General features: G+C 74.1%; 18 protein-coding genes. 13 read left to right on the top strand and 5 right to left on the bottom strand.

The genetic code is table 11. The features are described 5' to 3' along the window. The first annotated feature begins 47 nt into the window (after positions 1-47). The 5 genes from DNK53_RS15655 to DNK53_RS15635 are packed head-to-tail and all read left to right on the top strand — an operon-like array spanning position 48 to position 5176. The gene (locus tag DNK53_RS15655) at positions 48-1646 is read left to right on the top strand and encodes an ABC transporter substrate-binding protein (RefSeq protein WP_110183278.1); all 1599 of its coding nucleotides are present in this window, start codon (positions 48-50) and stop codon (positions 1644-1646) included. Then, positions 1634-2635 (top strand): ABC transporter permease, encoded by a 1002-nt coding sequence (locus DNK53_RS15650; RefSeq protein WP_239456586.1) that lies wholly within the window; start codon positions 1634-1636, stop codon positions 2633-2635. The genes DNK53_RS15655 and DNK53_RS15650 overlap by 13 nt, the downstream gene beginning before the upstream one ends. After that, on the top strand, positions 2632-3486 hold the full coding sequence (locus DNK53_RS15645) for an ABC transporter permease (protein WP_110183277.1): 855 nt from the start codon (positions 2632-2634) through the stop codon (positions 3484-3486). Before DNK53_RS15650 ends, DNK53_RS15645 begins: the two co-directional genes overlap by 4 nt. Further along, positions 3483-4388 (top strand): ATP-binding cassette domain-containing protein, encoded by a 906-nt coding sequence (locus DNK53_RS15640; RefSeq protein WP_239456585.1) that lies wholly within the window; start codon positions 3483-3485, stop codon positions 4386-4388. Before DNK53_RS15645 ends, DNK53_RS15640 begins: the two co-directional genes overlap by 4 nt. Further along, positions 4382-5176 (top strand): ABC transporter ATP-binding protein, encoded by a 795-nt coding sequence (locus DNK53_RS15635; RefSeq protein ID WP_110183276.1) that lies wholly within the window; start codon positions 4382-4384, stop codon positions 5174-5176. The genes DNK53_RS15640 and DNK53_RS15635 overlap by 7 nt, the downstream gene beginning before the upstream one ends. Here the strand turns inward: DNK53_RS15635 and DNK53_RS15630 are convergent. Further along, positions 5128-5721 carry a hypothetical protein gene (locus DNK53_RS15630; RefSeq protein ID WP_110183275.1) on the bottom strand — a complete coding sequence of 198 codons (594 nt, stop codon included), beginning with the start codon at positions 5719-5721 and terminating at the stop codon, positions 5128-5130. The genes DNK53_RS15635 and DNK53_RS15630 overlap by 49 nt on opposite strands. Positions 5722-5983: 262 nt before the next feature. Between DNK53_RS15630 and DNK53_RS15625 the strand changes: the two genes are divergently transcribed. Genes DNK53_RS15625 through DNK53_RS15615 form a run of 3 tightly spaced genes read left to right on the top strand, consistent with a single transcriptional unit; the run spans position 5984 to position 8394 of the window. Beyond that, positions 5984-6568, top strand: a complete 585-nt coding sequence (locus DNK53_RS15625; protein WP_239456584.1) for a type 1 glutamine amidotransferase domain-containing protein — start codon at positions 5984-5986, stop codon at positions 6566-6568. 43 nt (positions 6569-6611) lie between these two features. Further along, positions 6612-7646 (top strand): nicotinate-nucleotide--dimethylbenzimidazole phosphoribosyltransferase, encoded by a 1035-nt coding sequence (gene cobT / locus DNK53_RS15620; protein WP_110183274.1) that lies wholly within the window; start codon positions 6612-6614, stop codon positions 7644-7646. Then, on the top strand, positions 7639-8394 hold the full coding sequence (locus tag DNK53_RS15615; RefSeq protein WP_110183273.1) for an adenosylcobinamide-GDP ribazoletransferase: 756 nt from the start codon (positions 7639-7641) through the stop codon (positions 8392-8394). Before cobT ends, DNK53_RS15615 begins: the two co-directional genes overlap by 8 nt. A 10-nt stretch (positions 8395-8404) precedes the next feature. Here the strand turns inward: DNK53_RS15615 and cobU are convergent, their stop codons facing one another. From cobU to DNK53_RS15600, 3 genes are all read right to left on the bottom strand, one after another. Further along, positions 8405-8965, bottom strand: coding sequence for a bifunctional adenosylcobinamide kinase/adenosylcobinamide-phosphate guanylyltransferase (gene cobU, locus DNK53_RS15610; protein WP_239456583.1), 561 nt, complete (start codon positions 8963-8965; stop codon positions 8405-8407). Further along, positions 8962-9969 carry a potassium channel family protein gene (locus tag DNK53_RS15605; RefSeq protein ID WP_110183552.1) on the bottom strand — a complete coding sequence of 336 codons (1008 nt, stop codon included), beginning with the start codon at positions 9967-9969 and terminating at the stop codon, positions 8962-8964. The genes cobU and DNK53_RS15605 overlap by 4 nt, the downstream gene beginning before the upstream one ends. 88 nt (positions 9970-10057) lie before the next feature. Continuing rightward, the gene (locus tag DNK53_RS15600; protein WP_239456581.1) at positions 10058-11014 is read right to left on the bottom strand and encodes a YihY/virulence factor BrkB family protein; all 957 of its coding nucleotides are present in this window, start codon (positions 11012-11014) and stop codon (positions 10058-10060) included. 146 nt (positions 11015-11160) lie between these two features. Between DNK53_RS15600 and DNK53_RS15595 the strand changes: the two genes are divergently transcribed. Next, a complete protein-coding gene (locus tag DNK53_RS15595; RefSeq protein WP_110183271.1) occupies positions 11161-11511 on the top strand; it encodes a hypothetical protein in 351 nt (116 codons plus the stop codon). Between the two features lie 77 nt (positions 11512-11588). Here DNK53_RS15595 and DNK53_RS15590 read toward each other — a convergent pair whose 3' ends face one another. Beyond that, complete coding sequence (locus tag DNK53_RS15590; protein WP_110183270.1) at positions 11589-13034, bottom strand: glycine hydroxymethyltransferase; 1446 nt, start codon at positions 13032-13034, stop codon at positions 11589-11591. Between the two features lie 354 nt (positions 13035-13388). Between DNK53_RS15590 and DNK53_RS15585 the strand changes: the two genes are divergently transcribed. From DNK53_RS15585 to DNK53_RS15570, 4 genes are all read left to right on the top strand, one after another. Then, positions 13389-15095, top strand: a complete 1707-nt coding sequence (locus DNK53_RS15585) for a nitrite/sulfite reductase (protein WP_110183269.1) — start codon at positions 13389-13391, stop codon at positions 15093-15095. Position 15096: 1 nt separating this feature from the next. Beyond that, a complete protein-coding gene (locus DNK53_RS15580) occupies positions 15097-15252 on the top strand; it encodes an Insertion element protein (RefSeq protein WP_110183268.1) in 156 nt (51 codons plus the stop codon). After that, positions 15249-15992, top strand: coding sequence for a phosphoadenylyl-sulfate reductase (locus DNK53_RS15575; protein WP_110183267.1), 744 nt, complete (start codon positions 15249-15251; stop codon positions 15990-15992). Before DNK53_RS15580 ends, DNK53_RS15575 begins: the two co-directional genes overlap by 4 nt. 85 nt (positions 15993-16077) lie before the next feature. Then, positions 16078-16821, top strand: coding sequence for a sirohydrochlorin chelatase (locus tag DNK53_RS15570; RefSeq protein WP_110183550.1), 744 nt, complete (start codon positions 16078-16080; stop codon positions 16819-16821). Positions 16822-16842 lie beyond the last annotated feature (21 nt).

The raw sequence follows: 16842 nt of genomic DNA, 5'->3' as shown, positions 1-16842 counted from the left end.
ACGCCCCCGGGGCGGCGTTGTTGCGAATCACTTGCAACAATGGCGGAATGTCCCGCAGCCGACTCCTCGTCCTCGCCGCCGTCACGGCCCTGACGGCCTCCGCGTGCGGTGGCGGCACCTCCGGCGAGGAGGCCACCGCGAAGCCGACGGAGCTGCGGCTGGCGATCGGGGGCGAGCCGGAGGACGGCTTCGACCCGACGCTGGGCTGGGGTCGCTACGGCTCCCCCCTCTTCCAGTCCACGCTGCTGACCCGCGAGCCCGACCTCGGGGTGGGCCTCGACCTCGCGACGGCGTACGAGGTCAGCGGCGACGGGCTCACCTGGACCGTCGACCTGCGAACCGACGCGGCCTTCACCGACGGTGAGCCGGTGACCCCGGCGGACGTCGCCTACACCTTCAACACCGCCGCGAGGCAGGGCGGCCTCACCGACGTGACGGCCCTCGACGAGGCCGTGGCCGTCGACGAGGACACGGTCGAGCTGCGCCTCGACGAGCCCCGGAGCACCTTCGTCGACCGCCTGATCAGCCTGGGCATCGTCCCGGAGCACGCCCACGACGACGGCTACGCCCGCGAGCCCGTGGGGTCGGGGCCCTACCGGCTCGTCGACTGGCAGCAGGGCCAGCAGCTGGTCGTGGAGCGCAACGACGACTACTACGGCGACCTCCCGGCGTTCGACCGCCTCGTCTTCGCCTTCACCGACGAGGACGCGACCCTCGCCGCGGCCCGCACCGGGGCCGTGGACGTCGCCGCCCTGCCCTCCTCGCTGGCCACCGGCGACATCGGCGGGATGCGCCTGGAGACGGTGACCTCCATCGACAACCGCGGGATCTCCTTCCCGACCGTCCCCTCGGGGAGCCGCCGGAGCCCGGCGGGCCGGCCGGTCGGGAACGACGTGACGGCCGACGTCGCCGTCCGCCGCGCGGTCAACGTCGCGATCGACCGAGAGGCCCTGGTCGAGGGGGTCCTCGAGGGGTTCGGCTCCCCCGCCACCGGGCCGGTGGACGGCGCCCCCTGGTACGAGCCGGACTCGGCGATCGAGGACGCCGACGTCGACGCCGCCGCGGCGCTGCTCGAGGAGGCCGGCTGGCAGGACGCCGACGGAGACGGCGTGCGTGAGAAGGACGGCACGGACGCCGCGTTCACGCTGCTCTACCCGGCGGGCGACACCCTGCGGCAGGGGCTGGCGCTGAGCGTCGTCGACATGGTCGCGCCGGCCGGCGTCCGGATCGAGACCGAGGGAGTCTCGTGGGACGAGATCGACCAGCGGCTGCACACCGACGCGGTCCTCTTCGGCTGGGGCAGCCACGACCCCACCGAGATGTACAACCTCTACCGCTCCTCGATGGCCGGGACCGAGTCGTTCAACCCCGGCTACTACCGCGACCCGGTCGTGGACCGGCACCTCGACGCGGCGATGGCCGCCACCGACCCCGATGAGGCGGCGGAGCACTGGCGGGCCGCCCAGCTGGACGACGACGGGCACGGGTTCACGGCGCCCGCCGACGCCGCGTGGGCGTGGCTGGTCAACCTCGAGCACACCTACTACGTCGACTCCTGCCTCGACCTGGGCGAGCCCCGGATCGAGCCGCACGGCCACGGCTGGCCGCTCACGGCCGGCATCGCGTCCTGGCGGTGGGACTGCTGAGCCGCGACCGGGGTCGACTGCGCACGGCGGGCCTGCGCGCGGTCCGGCTCGTCAGCCTGCTGGTGGCGGTCGCCGCCGGCTGCTTCGCGCTGATGGCCGGCTCACCCGTCGACCCCGTCGAGGCGTACGTCGGCGCCGACACCGCCGCGATCGGCTCCGAGCAGCGCGCCCAGATCGAGGAGAGGTGGGGGCTGGACGAGCCGCCGCTGGAGCGCTTCGGCGTCTGGGCGGGCCACGTCGTCACCGGCGACCTCGGCACCTCCCAGGTCTTCGGGCAACCGGTCACCGAGGTGATCGCCGACCGGTTCGCGGCCAGCCTGTCGTTGCTGGCGCTCGCCTGGCTCCTCTCGGGGGTGCTCGGGTTCACGCTGGGGCTGCTCGCGGGCGCCACCCGGGGCCGGCTCCTCGACCGGGTGCTGACGTGGTGGGCCTACACGCTCGCCTCGGCCCCGACGTTCTGGGTCGGGCTCCTGCTCCTCTACGTCTTCTCGGTCTCGTTGCAGTGGACGCCGGTCTGCTGCGCCGCCCCGCTGGGGACGCTGCCGGGAGAGGTCTCGCTGCTCGACCGCGTGCACCACCTCGTGCTCCCCGCGCTGACCCTCAGCGTGGTCGGCATCTCCCCCGTCCTGCTGCACACCCGCCAGGCGACGCTCGAGGTCCTGGCCAGCGACCACGTCGCCTTCGCCCGCGCCCAGGGGGAGAGACTCCCCGGCCTGCTGCTCCACCGGGTTGCCCGCAACGCCGCCGGTCCGGCCCTGATGCTCCAGTTCGCCTCGGTCGGGGAGCTCCTCGGCGGCTCGGTCCTCGCCGAGCAGGTCTTCACCTACCCGGGGCTGGGCGAGGCCACGACGACCGCCGCGCTGCGCCAGGACGTGCCCCTCCTCCTGGGCATCGCCCTGACCACCGCCCTCGTCGTCTTCGTCGGCAACGCCCTGGGCGACCTCGCCCACAGGGTGGCCGTCCCGCGGACCCGGGAGGTGGCCGCGTGAGCAGCGCCCTCTCCCCCGTCGCCGGGGCGCGGTGGGCCGACCGGCGCACCCGGACCCTGGCCGGTCTCGGGGTCGCGCTCGCACTCGTGGCCGCCGTGGTCGTGGCGGGCACGCTGGCCGCCGGCCCCGCCCAGGTGACCGACCTGGCAGCCCGGCACCGACCGCCGTCCCTCGACCACCCCTTCGGCACCGACCGCTACGGTCGCGACCTCCTGCTGCGCACCCTCGTCGGGCTCCGCCTGAGCCTCCTCGTGGGAGCGCTGGCGGCCCTGCTGTCGGGTGCGATCGCCCTGCTCCTGGCCCTGCTGGCCACGGCCGGGGGTCGCGTCGCCGCCGCCGTCGTCGACTGGCTGGTCGACCTCTTCCTGGCGCTGCCGCACCTGGTGCTGCTGATCCTCGTCGCGTTCGCGCTCGGCGGCGGGACCGACGCCGTGGTCCTCGCGGTGGGCCTGACCCACTGGCCGCGGCTGACGCGCGTCCTCGTCTCGGTCGGCCGCGAGACGACCGCGGCGGAGTACGTCGCCGTGTCCCGCGCGCTCGGCCACGGCCGGCTCCACGTCGCCCGTCGCCACCTCGCCCCGCACCTGGTCCCGCACCTGAGCGTCGGCGTGGTGCTGATGTTCCCGCACGCGATCCTGCACGAGGCGGCGCTGTCGTTCCTCGGCCTCGGGGTCGACCCCGGGGAGCCCGCGGTCGGCGTGCTGCTGGCCGACTCGATGCGCTCGCTGTCGGCCGGTCACTGGTGGCTCGCCGTGCTGCCCGGCCTCGGTCTCCTGCTCGTCGTCAAGCTCGTCGACCGGGTCGGCGAGGACCTCCGTCTGCTGCTCGACCCGAGGAGTGCCCACCTGTGACCAGCTACGCCGACACCGCCGCCCCGGCTCCCCCCGCCGTCACCGGGACCACGAGGCAGAGCGCACCCTCGCCCGTCGACGGGTCCGACGCGCCCGCCCGGGAGGCGCTGCTGCAGGTCGAGGACCTCGAGATCAGCTTTGAGCAGTACGACCGCGGGCTGCGCCGCCGCACGGTGACGGCGGTGCGGGGCATGAGCCTCGCCGTGCACCCGGGCGAGGTGGTCGCCATGGTCGGCGCCAGCGGCGCCGGCAAGAGCCTCCTGGGCCACGCGGTCCTGGGGATGCTGCCGCCCAACGCGCGCGAGTCGGGCCGGGTGCTGTGGCGGGGGACCCCGGTCGGCCCCGCGGCCCGACGTCGGCTCGCCGGGACCGGGACGGCGCTCCTCCCCCAGTCGCTGACCCACCTCGACCCGACCGCCACCGTGGGCGCCCAGCTGCGCCGGGCCGCGCGCCTCGCCGGCGCCGATCGTCGTACGGCGCGGGTGCGGGCCGCCGCCGCGCTCCGCGAGCAGGGGCTCGCCGAGGACGTGCTCCGCCGTCACCCGCACGAGCTCTCCGGCGGGATGGGCCGTCGCGTGCTCACCGCGATCGCCCTCATGGGCGACCCCGCGCTCGTGGTCGCCGACGAGCCCACCCCCGGCCTGGCGCCCGCCAGCGTGGCGGCGGTGCTGGACCGGCTGGCCGGGATCGCCCGCGCCGGCAGCGGCGTCCTGCTGATCACGCACGAGCTCGACGCGGCCCTGGAGGTGGCCGACCGGGTCGTCGTCGTCCGCGAGGGCCGCACCGTCGAGACCACCGACGCCGGGGCCTTCACCGGCGACGGGCTCCGCCTCGCCCACCCCTACAGCCGGGCGCTCTGGCGGGCGCTGCCGGGCAACGACTTCGAGGTGACGGCGTGCTGAGCGGCGAGGGCCTCTGGGTCCGGTACGGGCACCGGGGGCCGTGGGTGCTGCGCGACGTCGACGTGGACGTGCGACCCGGGGAGGTCGTGGGTCTGTGGGGCGCTTCGGGCCGGGGCAAGTCCACGCTGGCGACGACGCTGGCCGGCCTGCGCACGCCCGACCGCGGCACGGTGCAGGTCGACGGCCGCCCGTTCCCGACCGCGCCGCGTGAGGGTCCGCGCCCGGTCCAGCTGGTGCTGCAGCACGCCGAGCGTGCGATGAACCCCCGCTGGCGGATCCGCGACGTGCTCGCCGAGGCGCGGCGGGCCGGCGACGGGGAGGTCGACCCGGCGGACCCGGCGGACCCGGCGCACGGGCTCGTGGACGTCGTCTGGCTCGACCGGCGGCCGCACGAGCTCAGCGGCGGGGAGCTGCAGCGGGTCAACCTGGCCCGCGCCCTGCTGGCGCGGCCGGCGTACGTGCTGGCCGACGAGATCTCCAGCAGTCTCGACGCCCTCACCCAGGCGCTGCTCTGGCAGCGGCTGCTCGGGGAGGTGCGCGAGCGCGGCCTCGGGGTCCTGGCGGTCACCCACGACCCGGCGCTGCTGGACCGGGTCGCCGACCGCACCGTCGTCCTCCCCGACCGCGCGGCGGTCGACGGGGAGGACGGACTGGACGACGGGGACGACGGGGGGCGCGTGCCGCGGGCACGGCTACGGCCGGCTCCCGAGAGCCGGCCGCTTCTCCCACCCGGTCCGGGTCACCGCAGGATCGCGAACCGCTTCACGATCGGCAGCCGCTCCCAGTAGGCACCGAGGCCCAGGTAGCGCCCGGCACCCAACAGGGCCAGGAGCACCAGCACCGCTGCGTAGACCAGGTGGTCGTCCATGAACGGGTTGTTCTCCAGGGGCAGCGCCGCCGCCCACATCAGGACCAGCAGCACCGAGCCGGACGCCGCCGCGATGTTGGTCGCGACGCCCAGCATCAGCGAGAGCCCGATGCCCAGCAGGCCGGCCATGAAGAGCCAGTCGGCCCAGGCGTGGCCCGCCATCGAGTTGAAGAACGAGGCGAAGGTGCCGTCCGCGCCGCTGAGGAAGCCGGTGGTGGGGCTGCCGCCCTCGATCCAGGCCCGCTCGGCCGGGGTGGCGAAGCCCAGGCCGAAGGTCTTGTCCAGGAATGCCCACAGGAAGACCCAGCCGATCGCCAGTCGGGTCAGACCTGCGGTGACGGCCACGCCGACGGGGTGGCGGCGGGTCGTGGGCTCCTCGGCGCTCTCGTGCCCGACCATGTGGGCGACGATCTCGCTGAAGGCGTGGTGGGTGTGTGCCTCTCGGGTGGTGTGGGTGGCGCTCATGACGGCCTCCGGACGGGGTGTGCTTCCGGTTCGGTCGGAGGACCCTGTGCCCTCCACCGGAGCACTTCTTGCACCCACCACGTTCCTCCGTGGTCGCCCCCGCGCGTAGGACGTGGGTCACCCCACGGCTGTCTCCCCGCTCACGCAGGCGAGGCTCCCCTCAGCGGGGGCCGCGGCGCCGCGGTGCGGGGCACGGCGCCACGATTGGTGCGCGGTCCCCCGGGTACGAACCGGTGACGATCCCCCCGAGAAAGGAACACCTGTGTCCGAGCTCCTGGACGAGAACGGCAAGAACCACAAGCGCGTCGCCTTCCTGGTCGCGACGGAGGGCATCGAGCGCGTCGAGCTGGTCGACCCCTGGGACGCCGTGAAGGACGCCGGTCACACCCCCGTGCTGGTCTCCACCGAGAGCGGCGAGGTGCAGACCTTCGACCACCTCGACAAGGCGGAGACCCGCCCCGTCGACCAGGTCGTGGCCGACGCCGACGTCGACTCCTACGACGCCCTCGTGCTCCCGGGCGGCGTGGCGAACCCCGACGCGCTGCGGATGGACGCCGACGCGGTCGAGCTCGTCCGGGCCTTCGTCGCCTCCGGCAAGCCCGTGGCCGCCATCTGCCACGCGCCGTGGACGCTGGTCGAGGCCGACGTGCTCAAGGGGCGCCGCCTCACGTCGTGGCCCAGCCTGCAGACCGACATCCGCAACGCGGGCGGCGAGTGGGTCGACGAGAAGAACGTCGTCGACGGCAACCTGATCACGAGCCGCAACCCCGACGACATCCCGGCGTTCGTCAGCGCGCTGCTCGAGGCCCTGCAGCACGGCGTGGACTCCGCGGTCTCCACGGACTGACGCGGACGCACCGGGCGGGAGGGGCAGCACCTACCCTTGGCGGGTGCCTCCCCTCCCTCCTCCGTCCCCCTCGAGTCTCGACGCCGCGCGTGAGCGCCTCGCGGGACTGGCCACTCCTCCCGGCGCGCTGGGCCGCCTCGGCGACCTCGCGTGCTGGTACGCCGCCGCGCACGCCCAGGTCCCGCCGCCCCCGGTCGACGACGTGCGCCTCGTCATCTTCGCCGGCGACCACGGGGTCGCCCGGCACGGCGTCTCCGCCTTCCCGCCCGAGATCACCGGCGCCATGGTCCGCACCTTCGTGGCCGGACGCGCGGGCGTCAACGCGCTCGCCCGCGCCCACGGCGTCCACGTCCGGGTCCTGGACGTCGCGGTCGACGACGACCTCGCCGACGTCCCCGCGGAGGTCACCGAGCGCAAGGTCCGCCGCAGCAGCGGCGCCATCCACCTCGAGGACGCCCTCTCCGCCTACGACACCCAGCGCTCCGTGGCGCTGGGCCGCGCGGTCGCGATGGAGGAGGTGGGCGCGGGCGCGCAGGTCCTCCTCAGCGGCGACATGGGCATCGGCAACACCACCCCCGCGGCCGCCATGGTGGCGGGTGTCCTGGGGCTGCCGGCCGCCGAGGTGACCGGGCGCGGCACCGGCGTCGACGACGCCGCCCTCGCCCACAAGGAGCGGGTGGTCCAGCAGGCCCTCGACCGCGCCGGCGGCCGGCTGCACGACCCGGTGGAGCTCCTCGCCTCCGTCGGCAGCGCCGACCTGGCCGCCACGGTCGGCTACCTCGTCACGGCCGCCGAGCTCGGCGTGCCCGTCCTGCTGGACGGCCTGATGTCGGTCGCCTGCGCCCTCGTCGCCGACGCCATGTCGCCGGGGGCCGCCGCCTGGTTCCGGGCCGGCCACCGCTCGACCGAGCCCGCCCAGCAGCTCGCGCTCGCCAAGATGGGGCTGGAGCCCCTGCTCGACCTGGGCATGCGCCTGGGCGAGGGCAGCGGGGCGGTCGCCGCGGTGCCGGTGCTGCGCAGCGCCGTCGCCCTGCTCCGCGACGTGGCGCTGCTCTCCGAGCTCGCCGGCGATGCGTGACGGCTGGCGCCTCTCCGTCGGGACCCTGACGGCGCTGCCCGTGCCCCCGCCGCGGGCCGTCGACCGCCGATCGGCCCGGGACGCGGTGCTGCTGGCCCCGGTGGCGGTCCTCCCGCTGGCGGCCGGCGTCACCCTGCTCGGTCTGGTCGGCGACCGGTTCGGCACCCCGACGCCTGTGGTCGCCCTGCTGGCCGTCGGGCTGCTCGCCCTGGGCACCCGTGCCCTGCACTGGGACGGCCTGTCTGACACCGTCGACGGCCTGGCGGCGTCGTACGACCGAGAGCGCGCCCTGACCGTCATGCGCTCCGGGACGTCGGGACCGGCCGGGGTGCTGGCCACCGTCCTGGTCGCCGGCCTGCAGGTCGCGGGGCTGACCTCCCTGCTGGGCAGCGCGCGAGGAGCGGTCCTGGCGGGGCTGCTGGTCTGCGTCTCGCGGGCGGCCCTCACGCTGACCTGCCGGCGGGGGGTGCCCCCCGCCCGTCGCGACGGGCTGGGCAACCCGCTCGCGGGGGTGGTCCCGCCGGGTGCCGTGCTGGCGCTGTGGGGCCTGGCGGCCGCAGGGGTCGCGGTCGTGGCTGCCTGGTACGGCGCGGAGTGGTGGCGCGGGCTCGTGGCCCTCGGCCTGGGCGCGGTCGTCGTGGTCGCGCTGGTGCGCCGGACCACGCGCCGGTTCGGCGGCGTCACCGGGGACGTCTACGGCGCGGCCGTCGAGCTGACGGTCGCGACGCTCGTCGTGGCCCTGGCCTGACGCCGACGGCTCAGAGCACCAGGACGCGCCCGGCGACCACGAGGTGGACCTCGTCGCAGACCGCCGCCACCCGTTGGTTGGCGGTGCCGAGCAGGTCGCGGAAGACGCGCCCGGAGCGGTGCTCGGGGACGATGCCCATGCCGACCTCGTTGGTCACCACCACGAGCCGGCCCGGGTGCTGACGGACTGCCTCGAGCACGGGCTCGAGCGCGCCCGCGACGACGGCGCGCAGCTCCTCGTCGGGGTGGTCCCACGCCTGCGCCGCGTCGACCACGGCGGTGACCCAGGTGCCGAGGCAGTCCAGCAGCACCGTCGCCGGGCCCGCCGACGCGACGGCGGCCGCCACGTCGTGCCCCTCGACCGTGCGCCAGCCGGCGGGCCGGCGCTCGCGGTGGGCCGCCACCCGGGCCGCCCAGTCCGGGTCCTCCGCGTCGGGCACAGGGCCCGGCGCGACGTAGACCACCGGGTCGGGTCCGGCCGCCAGGCGCTCGGCGTGGGTCGACTTGCCGGAGCGGACGCCACCGGTGACGAGCACCGACCGCCATGCGCCGGACCCCTGACCCGCGCTCACGTGCGCTCGACCGACTCGGCCGCGTCCTCGCCGTGGGTGCCGGGCCGCGGGGCCCACGGCAGCTCGCGGGCCGGACGGATGACGATCAGCCGGTCGCCGCGGGCGAGCTGGGTGACCACCGGGTCGAAGTAGCGGTAGACCTTCTCGTCGCGGACCACCGCGATCACCTGGTCGGGCAGCCGCTGCGGCTGCTGGCCGACCTCGTTGACGAGGAGGTCCCGTTCCGCGACCTCCAGCCCCTCGCCGTAGGTCAGGATGTCCTCCATCACGGAGCCGAGCAGCGGGGAGAGCGACGAGAGCCCCAGCAGGCGGCCGACCGCCTCCGAGGAGGTGATCACCGAGTCGGCGCCCGACTGACGCATCAGCGGGACGTTCTCCTGCTCGCGCACCGCGACCACGATGAACGCGTCGGGGTTGAGCTGCCGGACGGTGAGCGTCGCCAGCACGTTGGAGGCGTCCAGGTCGGTCGTGATGATGACCTGCCGGGCCTCGTGGACGTCAGCCTGGCGCAGCACCTGGCGCCGGGTGGCGTCGCCGGTCACCACCGCCAACCCGTCCTCGTGGGCGTCGGCGAGGGCCTCGGGGCTGGGGTCGACGACCACCACCGAGGCCTTGTCCAGGCCGTTGCTCAGCAGGGTGTGGACCGCGCTGCGGCCCTTCGTCCCGTAGCCGATGACGACGACGTGGTCTCCCATGTTCTTCCTCCACCGGGCGACCCGGAACATCTCGCGGCCCTGGGAGGCGAGCACCTCCAGGGTGGTCCCGATCAGGAGGACCAGGAAGGCGACCCGCGCCGGGGTGACCACGAAGGCGTTGAGCAGCCGCGCCTGCGTGGTCACCGGGGCGATGTCGCCGTAGCCGGTCGTGCTCAGCGTGACCGTCGTGTAGTAGATCGCGTCCACGAGACCGACCCGGCCGTCGTAGGAGTCGCGGTAGCCGTCCCGGTCGAGGTAGACCAGCAGCACCGTCCCCGCCAGCACCGCGAACGCCGCCAGGAGGCGCATCCCCAGCTGTCGCCAGGGGGAGCGCTCGGGGTCCGGCAGCTCCACCCTGCCCCCGGGACCGGGCGCCGCCGTCGGTTGGCTCACCCGCTCAGTCTTTCACGCCGACGCGCTGCCGCAGGCGCTGCACGAGCTCGTGGCGCGCCCGAGTCGTGGCGCTCTGCGGGAAGACGGCGTCGAACGCCGCGTTGACGGCCGCGCCGATCAGCACCGCGATCGCCAGCAGGTAGAGCCACAGCAGGACCGCGATCGGGGCCGCGAGCGGGCCGAAGATCGACTTGGAGTCCGCCGCCGTCACCGTCAGGACCCAGCGCAGCACCCAGGACCCGACGATCCAGCTCGCCAGCGAGAAGGTGGCGCCCGGCAGGTTGAAGCTCCAGTGCGTCCGCACCGGCACCGAGACGTGGTAGAGCGTGGCGAGGAAGCAGATGCAGACCACGATCACGGTCGGCCAGTAGAAGGCCATGAGGAAGCCGAGGTCGTCGGGGAGCCACTCCCCCAGCAGGTCGGGCCCGAGGACGACGAGGGGGATCGTCACCGCCCCGGTGAGCAGCGCCAGCAGGTAGAGGCCGAAGGAGAGCGCCCGGGTGCGCACGATCCCCCGCTCGCCGCCCAGTCCGTGCATGATCGTGATGGTGTCGACGAAGACGTTGAGCGCCCGCGAGCCCGACCAGAGCGCGAGCACGAACCCGACCGAGACGACGTCGAAGCGCCCCCCGCGCAGCACCTGGTCGATGGTGGGCGCGATCACCCCGTCGACGGCCCGCTCGGTGAGGGCCTGGGAGGCCAGGTCGATGATCGCCCGGCGCACGTCGTCGACCTGCGCCGCGGGGTACTGGTCGGAGACGAAGCCGATCGCGCCGGTGAGCGCGAAGACCAGCGGAGGGACCGAGAGCACCGCGAAGAACGCCGCCTCCGCGGCGAGCCCGGTGACCCGGTAGCGCATGCACGCGCCGAACGTCGTGACGACCAGGCGCCACGCGAGGTGACGGGCCCGCGCCGGCCACGTGCGGTCCCCCGCCGCCCGGGACCGCACGCTGGAGGACATGGGCGACACGCTATCCACTGACGGCGGCCGATCCCGGGACCGGAGGCGGAGCCGACGGGTGCGTCGTCTTCTGCCGAACGGCGTCGTGGCGACCGGTCGGCGACCTACCCTGTCGGGGCACCGCACCTCCCACCGGACAGGACCCCATGGCGACCCAGGGCAGCACCATCTTCACCGTCGGCACGTTGCTCAACCGGGCCCAGGACCAGGGGACCCCGGTGCGGGTGCTCGTCGAGGGTGTGTGGCTCGAGGGGACGCCGGTGGCGTCCGACGGGCACGGCGTCATCCTGGACAACCCCGCGGACGGGCAGTACCTCGTGCGGACCAACGCCATCTCGGTCGTCCTCTACCTGCGCGATGCCGAGCCCGAGGAGGAGGCTCCCGCGGCGGGCTCGGCTCACGCCGAGCAGGAGCGCCAGGAGCCCGCCCCCACCCGCACCGGATACGCGGCGGCGCCGCGTCGCGCGGTCGAGGCGGGGTCGGGCTCCGGCCCCTGATCCCTTCGCTCCGCGGACGTCGTCGAGCGGGGTCGCCGGGGCGACCGGGTGTGACGACGTCCCGCGGGGGGCCGGGCTCAGGCCAGGTCGAGACCCGGGTAGAGCGGGTGGCGGTCGAGGAGCTCGGCGCTCGCCGCACGCACCCGGTCGGCCACGCCGTCGCCGGTCACGTACGACGCCTTCGACGGGCCGCCGGCCTTCGTGGTGCCGGCCTGGGTGCTGCTCAGCACCTCGACGATCAGCTCGGCCACCCGGTCGAACTCGTCGTGGCCGAAGCCGCGGGTGGTCAGGGCCGGGGTGCCGAGCCGCACGCCCGAGGTGTACCAGGCGCCGTTGGGGTCGGCCGGGACGGAGTTGCGGTTGGTCACCACGCCCGCGTCGAGCAGGGCGGACTCCGCCTGACGGCCGGTGAGGCCGAACGAGCTGACGTCGAGCAGCACCAGGTGGTTGTCGGTGCCGCCGGTGACCAGCTCGGCCCCGCGGGACAGGAACCCGTCGGCCAGCGACTTGGCGTTGTCGGCCACCCGCTGGGCGTAGCCCTGGAACTCGGTGGTGCGGGCCTCCGCCAGGGCCACGGCCTTGGCCGCCATCACGTGGGAGAGGGGCCCGCCGAGCACCATCGGGCAGCCGCGGTCGACGTCGGCCGCGAACTCCTCCTGCGCCAGGACCATGCCGCCGCGAGGGCCGCGCAGCGACTTGTGGGTGGTGGTGGTGACCACGTGGGCGTGGGGCACCGGGTCCTCGTCGCCCGTGAAGACCTTGCCGGCCACGAGGCCCGCGAAGTGGGCCATGTCGACCATGAGGACCGCGCCCACCTCGTCGGCGATCTCGCGCATCTTGGCGAAGTCCACCCGCCGCGGGTAGGCGCTGTAGCCGGCGACCAGGACCAGGGGCTTGAACTCGCGCGCCTTGGCGGCGACGGCGTCGTAGTCGAGCAGCCCGGTCACGGGGTCGGTGCCGTACTGCTGCTGGTGGAACATCTTGCCGCTGATGTTGGGGCGGAAGCCGTGGGTCAGGTGGCCGCCGGCGTCGAGGCTCATGCCGAGCAGCCGCTGGTTGCCGAGCTCGTGGCGCAGGCTCTCCCAGTCGGCCTCCGTCAGCTCGTTGACGTTCTTGGCGCCGAGCCGGGCCAGCGCCGGCGTCTCGACCCGGTTGGCCAGGATCGACCAGAACGCGACGAGGTTGGCGTCGATGCCCGAGTGCGGCTGGACGTAGGCGTACGGCGCGCCGAAGAGCTCGCGGGCGTGCTCGGCGGCGAGCGCCTCGACGGTGTCGACGTTCTGGCAGCCCGCGTAGAACCGGTGACCCACGGTGCCCTCGGCGTACTTGTCGCTGAGCCAGGTGCCCATCGTGAGGAGGACCGCCGGGGAGGCGTAGTTCTCCGAGGCGATGAGCTTGAGGGAACCTCGCTGGTCGGCCAGCTCCTGCCGCGTGGCGGCGGCGATCCGCGGCTCCACGGAGGCGATGACCTCGAGGGCGGCGTCGTAGGCGGTGCTGGCGGTCTTGGCAAGGGAGTCGCTCATGACCCACAGCCTAGTGACGACGGCCGCGCGCGCCCGCGGAGGTGCCGACGTCGACTGGACCACCCCGGCGCCCCGGGTGTGACCTGTGCCTCACCTCCTGGCCGGTCAGGCGTGGCCTCCCGGAACTGCGTCCATGGACTGAGATGACTGTCCACATGTTGGAAAGCGCGCTTGTGGTGCTGCTGTCCGTCCACTGAGACTCCTTGACATGATCAGCCGCGACACCCACACGTACCTCGTGGTCCGACGCCACGTGGACTACGGGCGCACCCGCAGCATGATCTGTTGGCCCCGCTGACCTCCGCCCCCTTCCGCGCTCGACGACGCGCGCGGCCTCAGCGAACAAGGACCACCATGACTGCCACCCCTGCTCCGGCCCGCACCGCCCGCCCCCGCCCCAAGCGCGGCGAGGGCCAGTGGGCGCTCGGCTACTCCGAGCCGCTGAACAAGAACGAGCAGACAAAGAAGGACGACGACCCGCTCAACGTGCGGGCCCGGATCGTCAACATCTACTCCAAGCGCGGCTTCGACTCGATCGACCCGGCCGACCTGCGCGGCCGCTTCCGCTGGATGGGCCTCTACACCCAGCGCGCCCCCGGCTTCGACGGCGGCAAGACCGCGCAGCTTGAGGAGGAGGAGCTCGACGACCGCTTCTTCATGATGCGGGTGCGCACCGACGGCGCGATCCTGGACGCGGCGGCGCTGCGGGCGCTCGGCAGCGTCTCGGAGGAGTTCGCCCGCGGCACCGCCGACATCACCGACCGCAACAACATCCAGTACCACTGGATCGACGTGGTCGACGTGCCCGCGATCTGGGAGCGGCTCGAGGGCGCCGGGCTGACCACGGTCGAGGCCTGCGGGGACTCCCCCCGCCCCTTCCTCGGCTCCCCCGTCGCCGGGATCGCCCGGGACGAGATCATCGACGGCACCTGGGCGCTGGAGGAGATCAAGCGCCGGGCCCTGTCCAACCCCGAGTTCTCCAACCTGCCGCGCAAGTTCAAGACCGCGCTGACCGGTCACCCCAGCCACGACGTGGCCCCCGAGGTCAACGACGTCTCGTTCGTGGGCACGGTGCACCCCGAGCACGGCCCCGGCTTCGACGTGTGGGTCGGCGGCGGGCTGTCGACCAACCCGATGCTCGCGCAGAAGCTCGGCGTCTGGGTCCCCCTCGCGGAGGTGCCCGACGTGTGGGAGGCCGTCTGCGGCATCTTCCGCGACTACGGCTACCGTCGGCTGCGGTCGAAGGCGCGGCTGAAGTTCCTCGTCGCGGACTGGGGCAAGGAGAAGTTCCGCGAGGTCATGGAGAAGGAGTACCTGGGCCGGGCGCTCCTCGACCTCGACTCCCCCGCCTCGCCGGCCACGCAGGGCGACCACGTCGGCGTGCACGAGCAGCAGGACGGCCGCTTCTACGTCGGTGCCGCCCCGGTCGTGGGCCGCGTGAACGGCCGGATCCTCCTCGACCTGGCCGACCTGGTCGAGCAGTACGGCGCCACGGGCGTCCGCCTCACGGCGTACCAGAAGCTGGTGGTCCTCGGGGTCGCCGGCGCGGACACCGAGCGCTTCGTCGCCGACCTCCGCGCGATCGGCCTGGACGCCACCCCGTCCAACTGGCGCCGGAACACCATGGCCTGCACCGGCATCGAGTACTGCAAGCTCGCCATCGTCGACACCAAGAACCGCGCCCGCGACCTCGTCGCGGAGCTGGAGCGCCGCTTCCCCGACCTGGACGTCCCGGTGACGGTGAACGTCAACGGCTGCCCGAACGCCTGCGCCCGCACCCAGGTCGCCGACATCGGCCTCAAGGGCCAGCTCGTGCTCGACGACGACGGCAACCAGGTCGAGGGATTCCAGGTCCACCTCGGCGGTGCGTTGGGGCTGGGCGCCGCCTTCGGCCGCAAGCTACGCGCCCACAAGGTGACCAGCGCCGAGCTCGACGACTACGTGACCCACGTCGTCTCCGCCTTCCTCGCGGACCGCCGCGACGACGAGACCTTCGCCGCCTGGGTCGCCCGGGCGGACGAGGCCCACCTGCGCGGCGAGCGCGAGCTGGAGGCGGTCTGACATGAGCGAGCGCGCGGTGCCCTACCACTGCCCCTACTGCGGCGAGGAGAACCTGTTCCCGCAGGAGGGCCACGGGGCCTGGGAGTGCCGCTCCTGCCTGCGCGCGTTCACCGTCAAGATGCTCGGCATGATCCGTCCCGGAGGAGGTGCGGCATGAGTCTCTCCACCCAGGCCGCCCGCGCCTTCCGCGGCACCCACACCGAGGGACGCTCGCCCGAGGAGCTGCGCGAGCTGGTCTCCCACGTCGGGGCCGAGCTCGAGCTCGCCCCCGCCGAGCACATCATCGAGTGGGCCGTCGCCACCTTCGGCGACCGGTTCTGCCTGACCAGCTCGATGGGGGACGCCGTCCTCGCCCACCTGGCCAGCAAGGTCGCCCCCGGGGTCGACGTGGTCTTCCTCGACACGGGCTACCACTTCGCCGAGACGATCGGGACCCGGGACGCCGTGGAGGCGACCCTGCCGGTCAACCTGATCACGATCAGTCCCACCCAGAGCGTCGCCGAGCAGGACGCGGAGCACGGGCCCGAGCTCTTCCGCACCGACCCCGACCGCTGCTGCGCGCTGCGCAAGGTCGCCCCGCTCGCGGACGCCCTCGCCGGCTACGACGCGTGGGCGACCGGACTGCGGCGGGCCGAGACCCACAACCGGGTCATCGCGCCGGTCATCGGCTGGGACGCCCGCAAGGGCAAGGTCAAGGTGTCCCCCCTGGCCCGCTGGTCGGACGAGCAGGTCGAGCGCTACGTCGTCGAGCACGGCGTGCTCGTCAACCCGCTCGTCCACGACGGCTACCCGAGCATCGGCTGCTGGCCGTGCACCCGACGGGTGGCGCCCGGGGACGACCCGCGCAGCGGGCGCTGGGCCGGGACCAGCAAGACCGAGTGCGGGATCCACGCATGAGCGCCCGCACCCACCAGACCTCACTCCTGGACAAGATCGACAACGTCGTCGATGCACACCTCACCCGAGATGGGAGGCCATGCTGATGGCTGCTCCTGCACTGGTTGCACTCGCCCACGGAAGCCGCGACCCCCGGTCGGCGGCGACGATCAAGGCCCTGGTCGACGAGGTCCGGCGCATGCGCCCCGACCTGCGGATCGAGCAGGCGTTCCTCGAGCTGTCCCGACCGTCCTTCGAGACCACGGTCGACCGGCTCGTCAAGGCCGGCCACGACGAGATCGTCGTCGTGCCGCTGCTCCTCACCGAGGCCTACCACGCCAAGGTCGACGTCCCGCAGGCCATCGCCGAGGGTATGCAGCGCCACGAGGGTCTCAAGGTGCGCGCGACCTCGGTGCTCGGCCTCGAGTCGGCGTTCCTGGAGGTGCTGGACCTGCGGATGCGCGAGGCCCTGAAGGACGCACGGGTCCGGGAGCTCGACGCCCTCGTCCTCGCGGCGGCCGGCTCCTCCGACGCCCTGGCCAACCAGTCGGTCGCCCGCCTGGCGCGGGTCTGGGGCAGCCGTCACAAGCTGCCCGTGACGGCGGCCTTCGCGTCCGCCGCCCCGCCGGCCGCCGGTGAGGCGGTCCGGGCGTTCCGCAACCAGGGCAAGCGTCACATCGCCGTCGCCTCCCTCTTCCTCGCCCCCGGCTTCCTGCCCGACCGGGCCAAGGAGCTGGCGCTCGAGGCCGGCGCCGTCGCGGTCTCCGACCCGCTCGGCGCCCACCCCGAGGTGGCGCGGACCATCCTGGCCCGCTACGCCGTCGGCGCGGTCGAGCTCGTCCCGGTCTGACCCGGCACACCCACCGGCGAG

It is taken from the genome of Nocardioides solisilvae, from assembly GCF_003194625.1.
Lineage (GTDB): Bacteria > Actinomycetota > Actinomycetes > Propionibacteriales > Nocardioidaceae > Nocardioides > Nocardioides solisilvae.
This window is presented reverse-complemented; position numbering and strand designations above follow the sequence as displayed.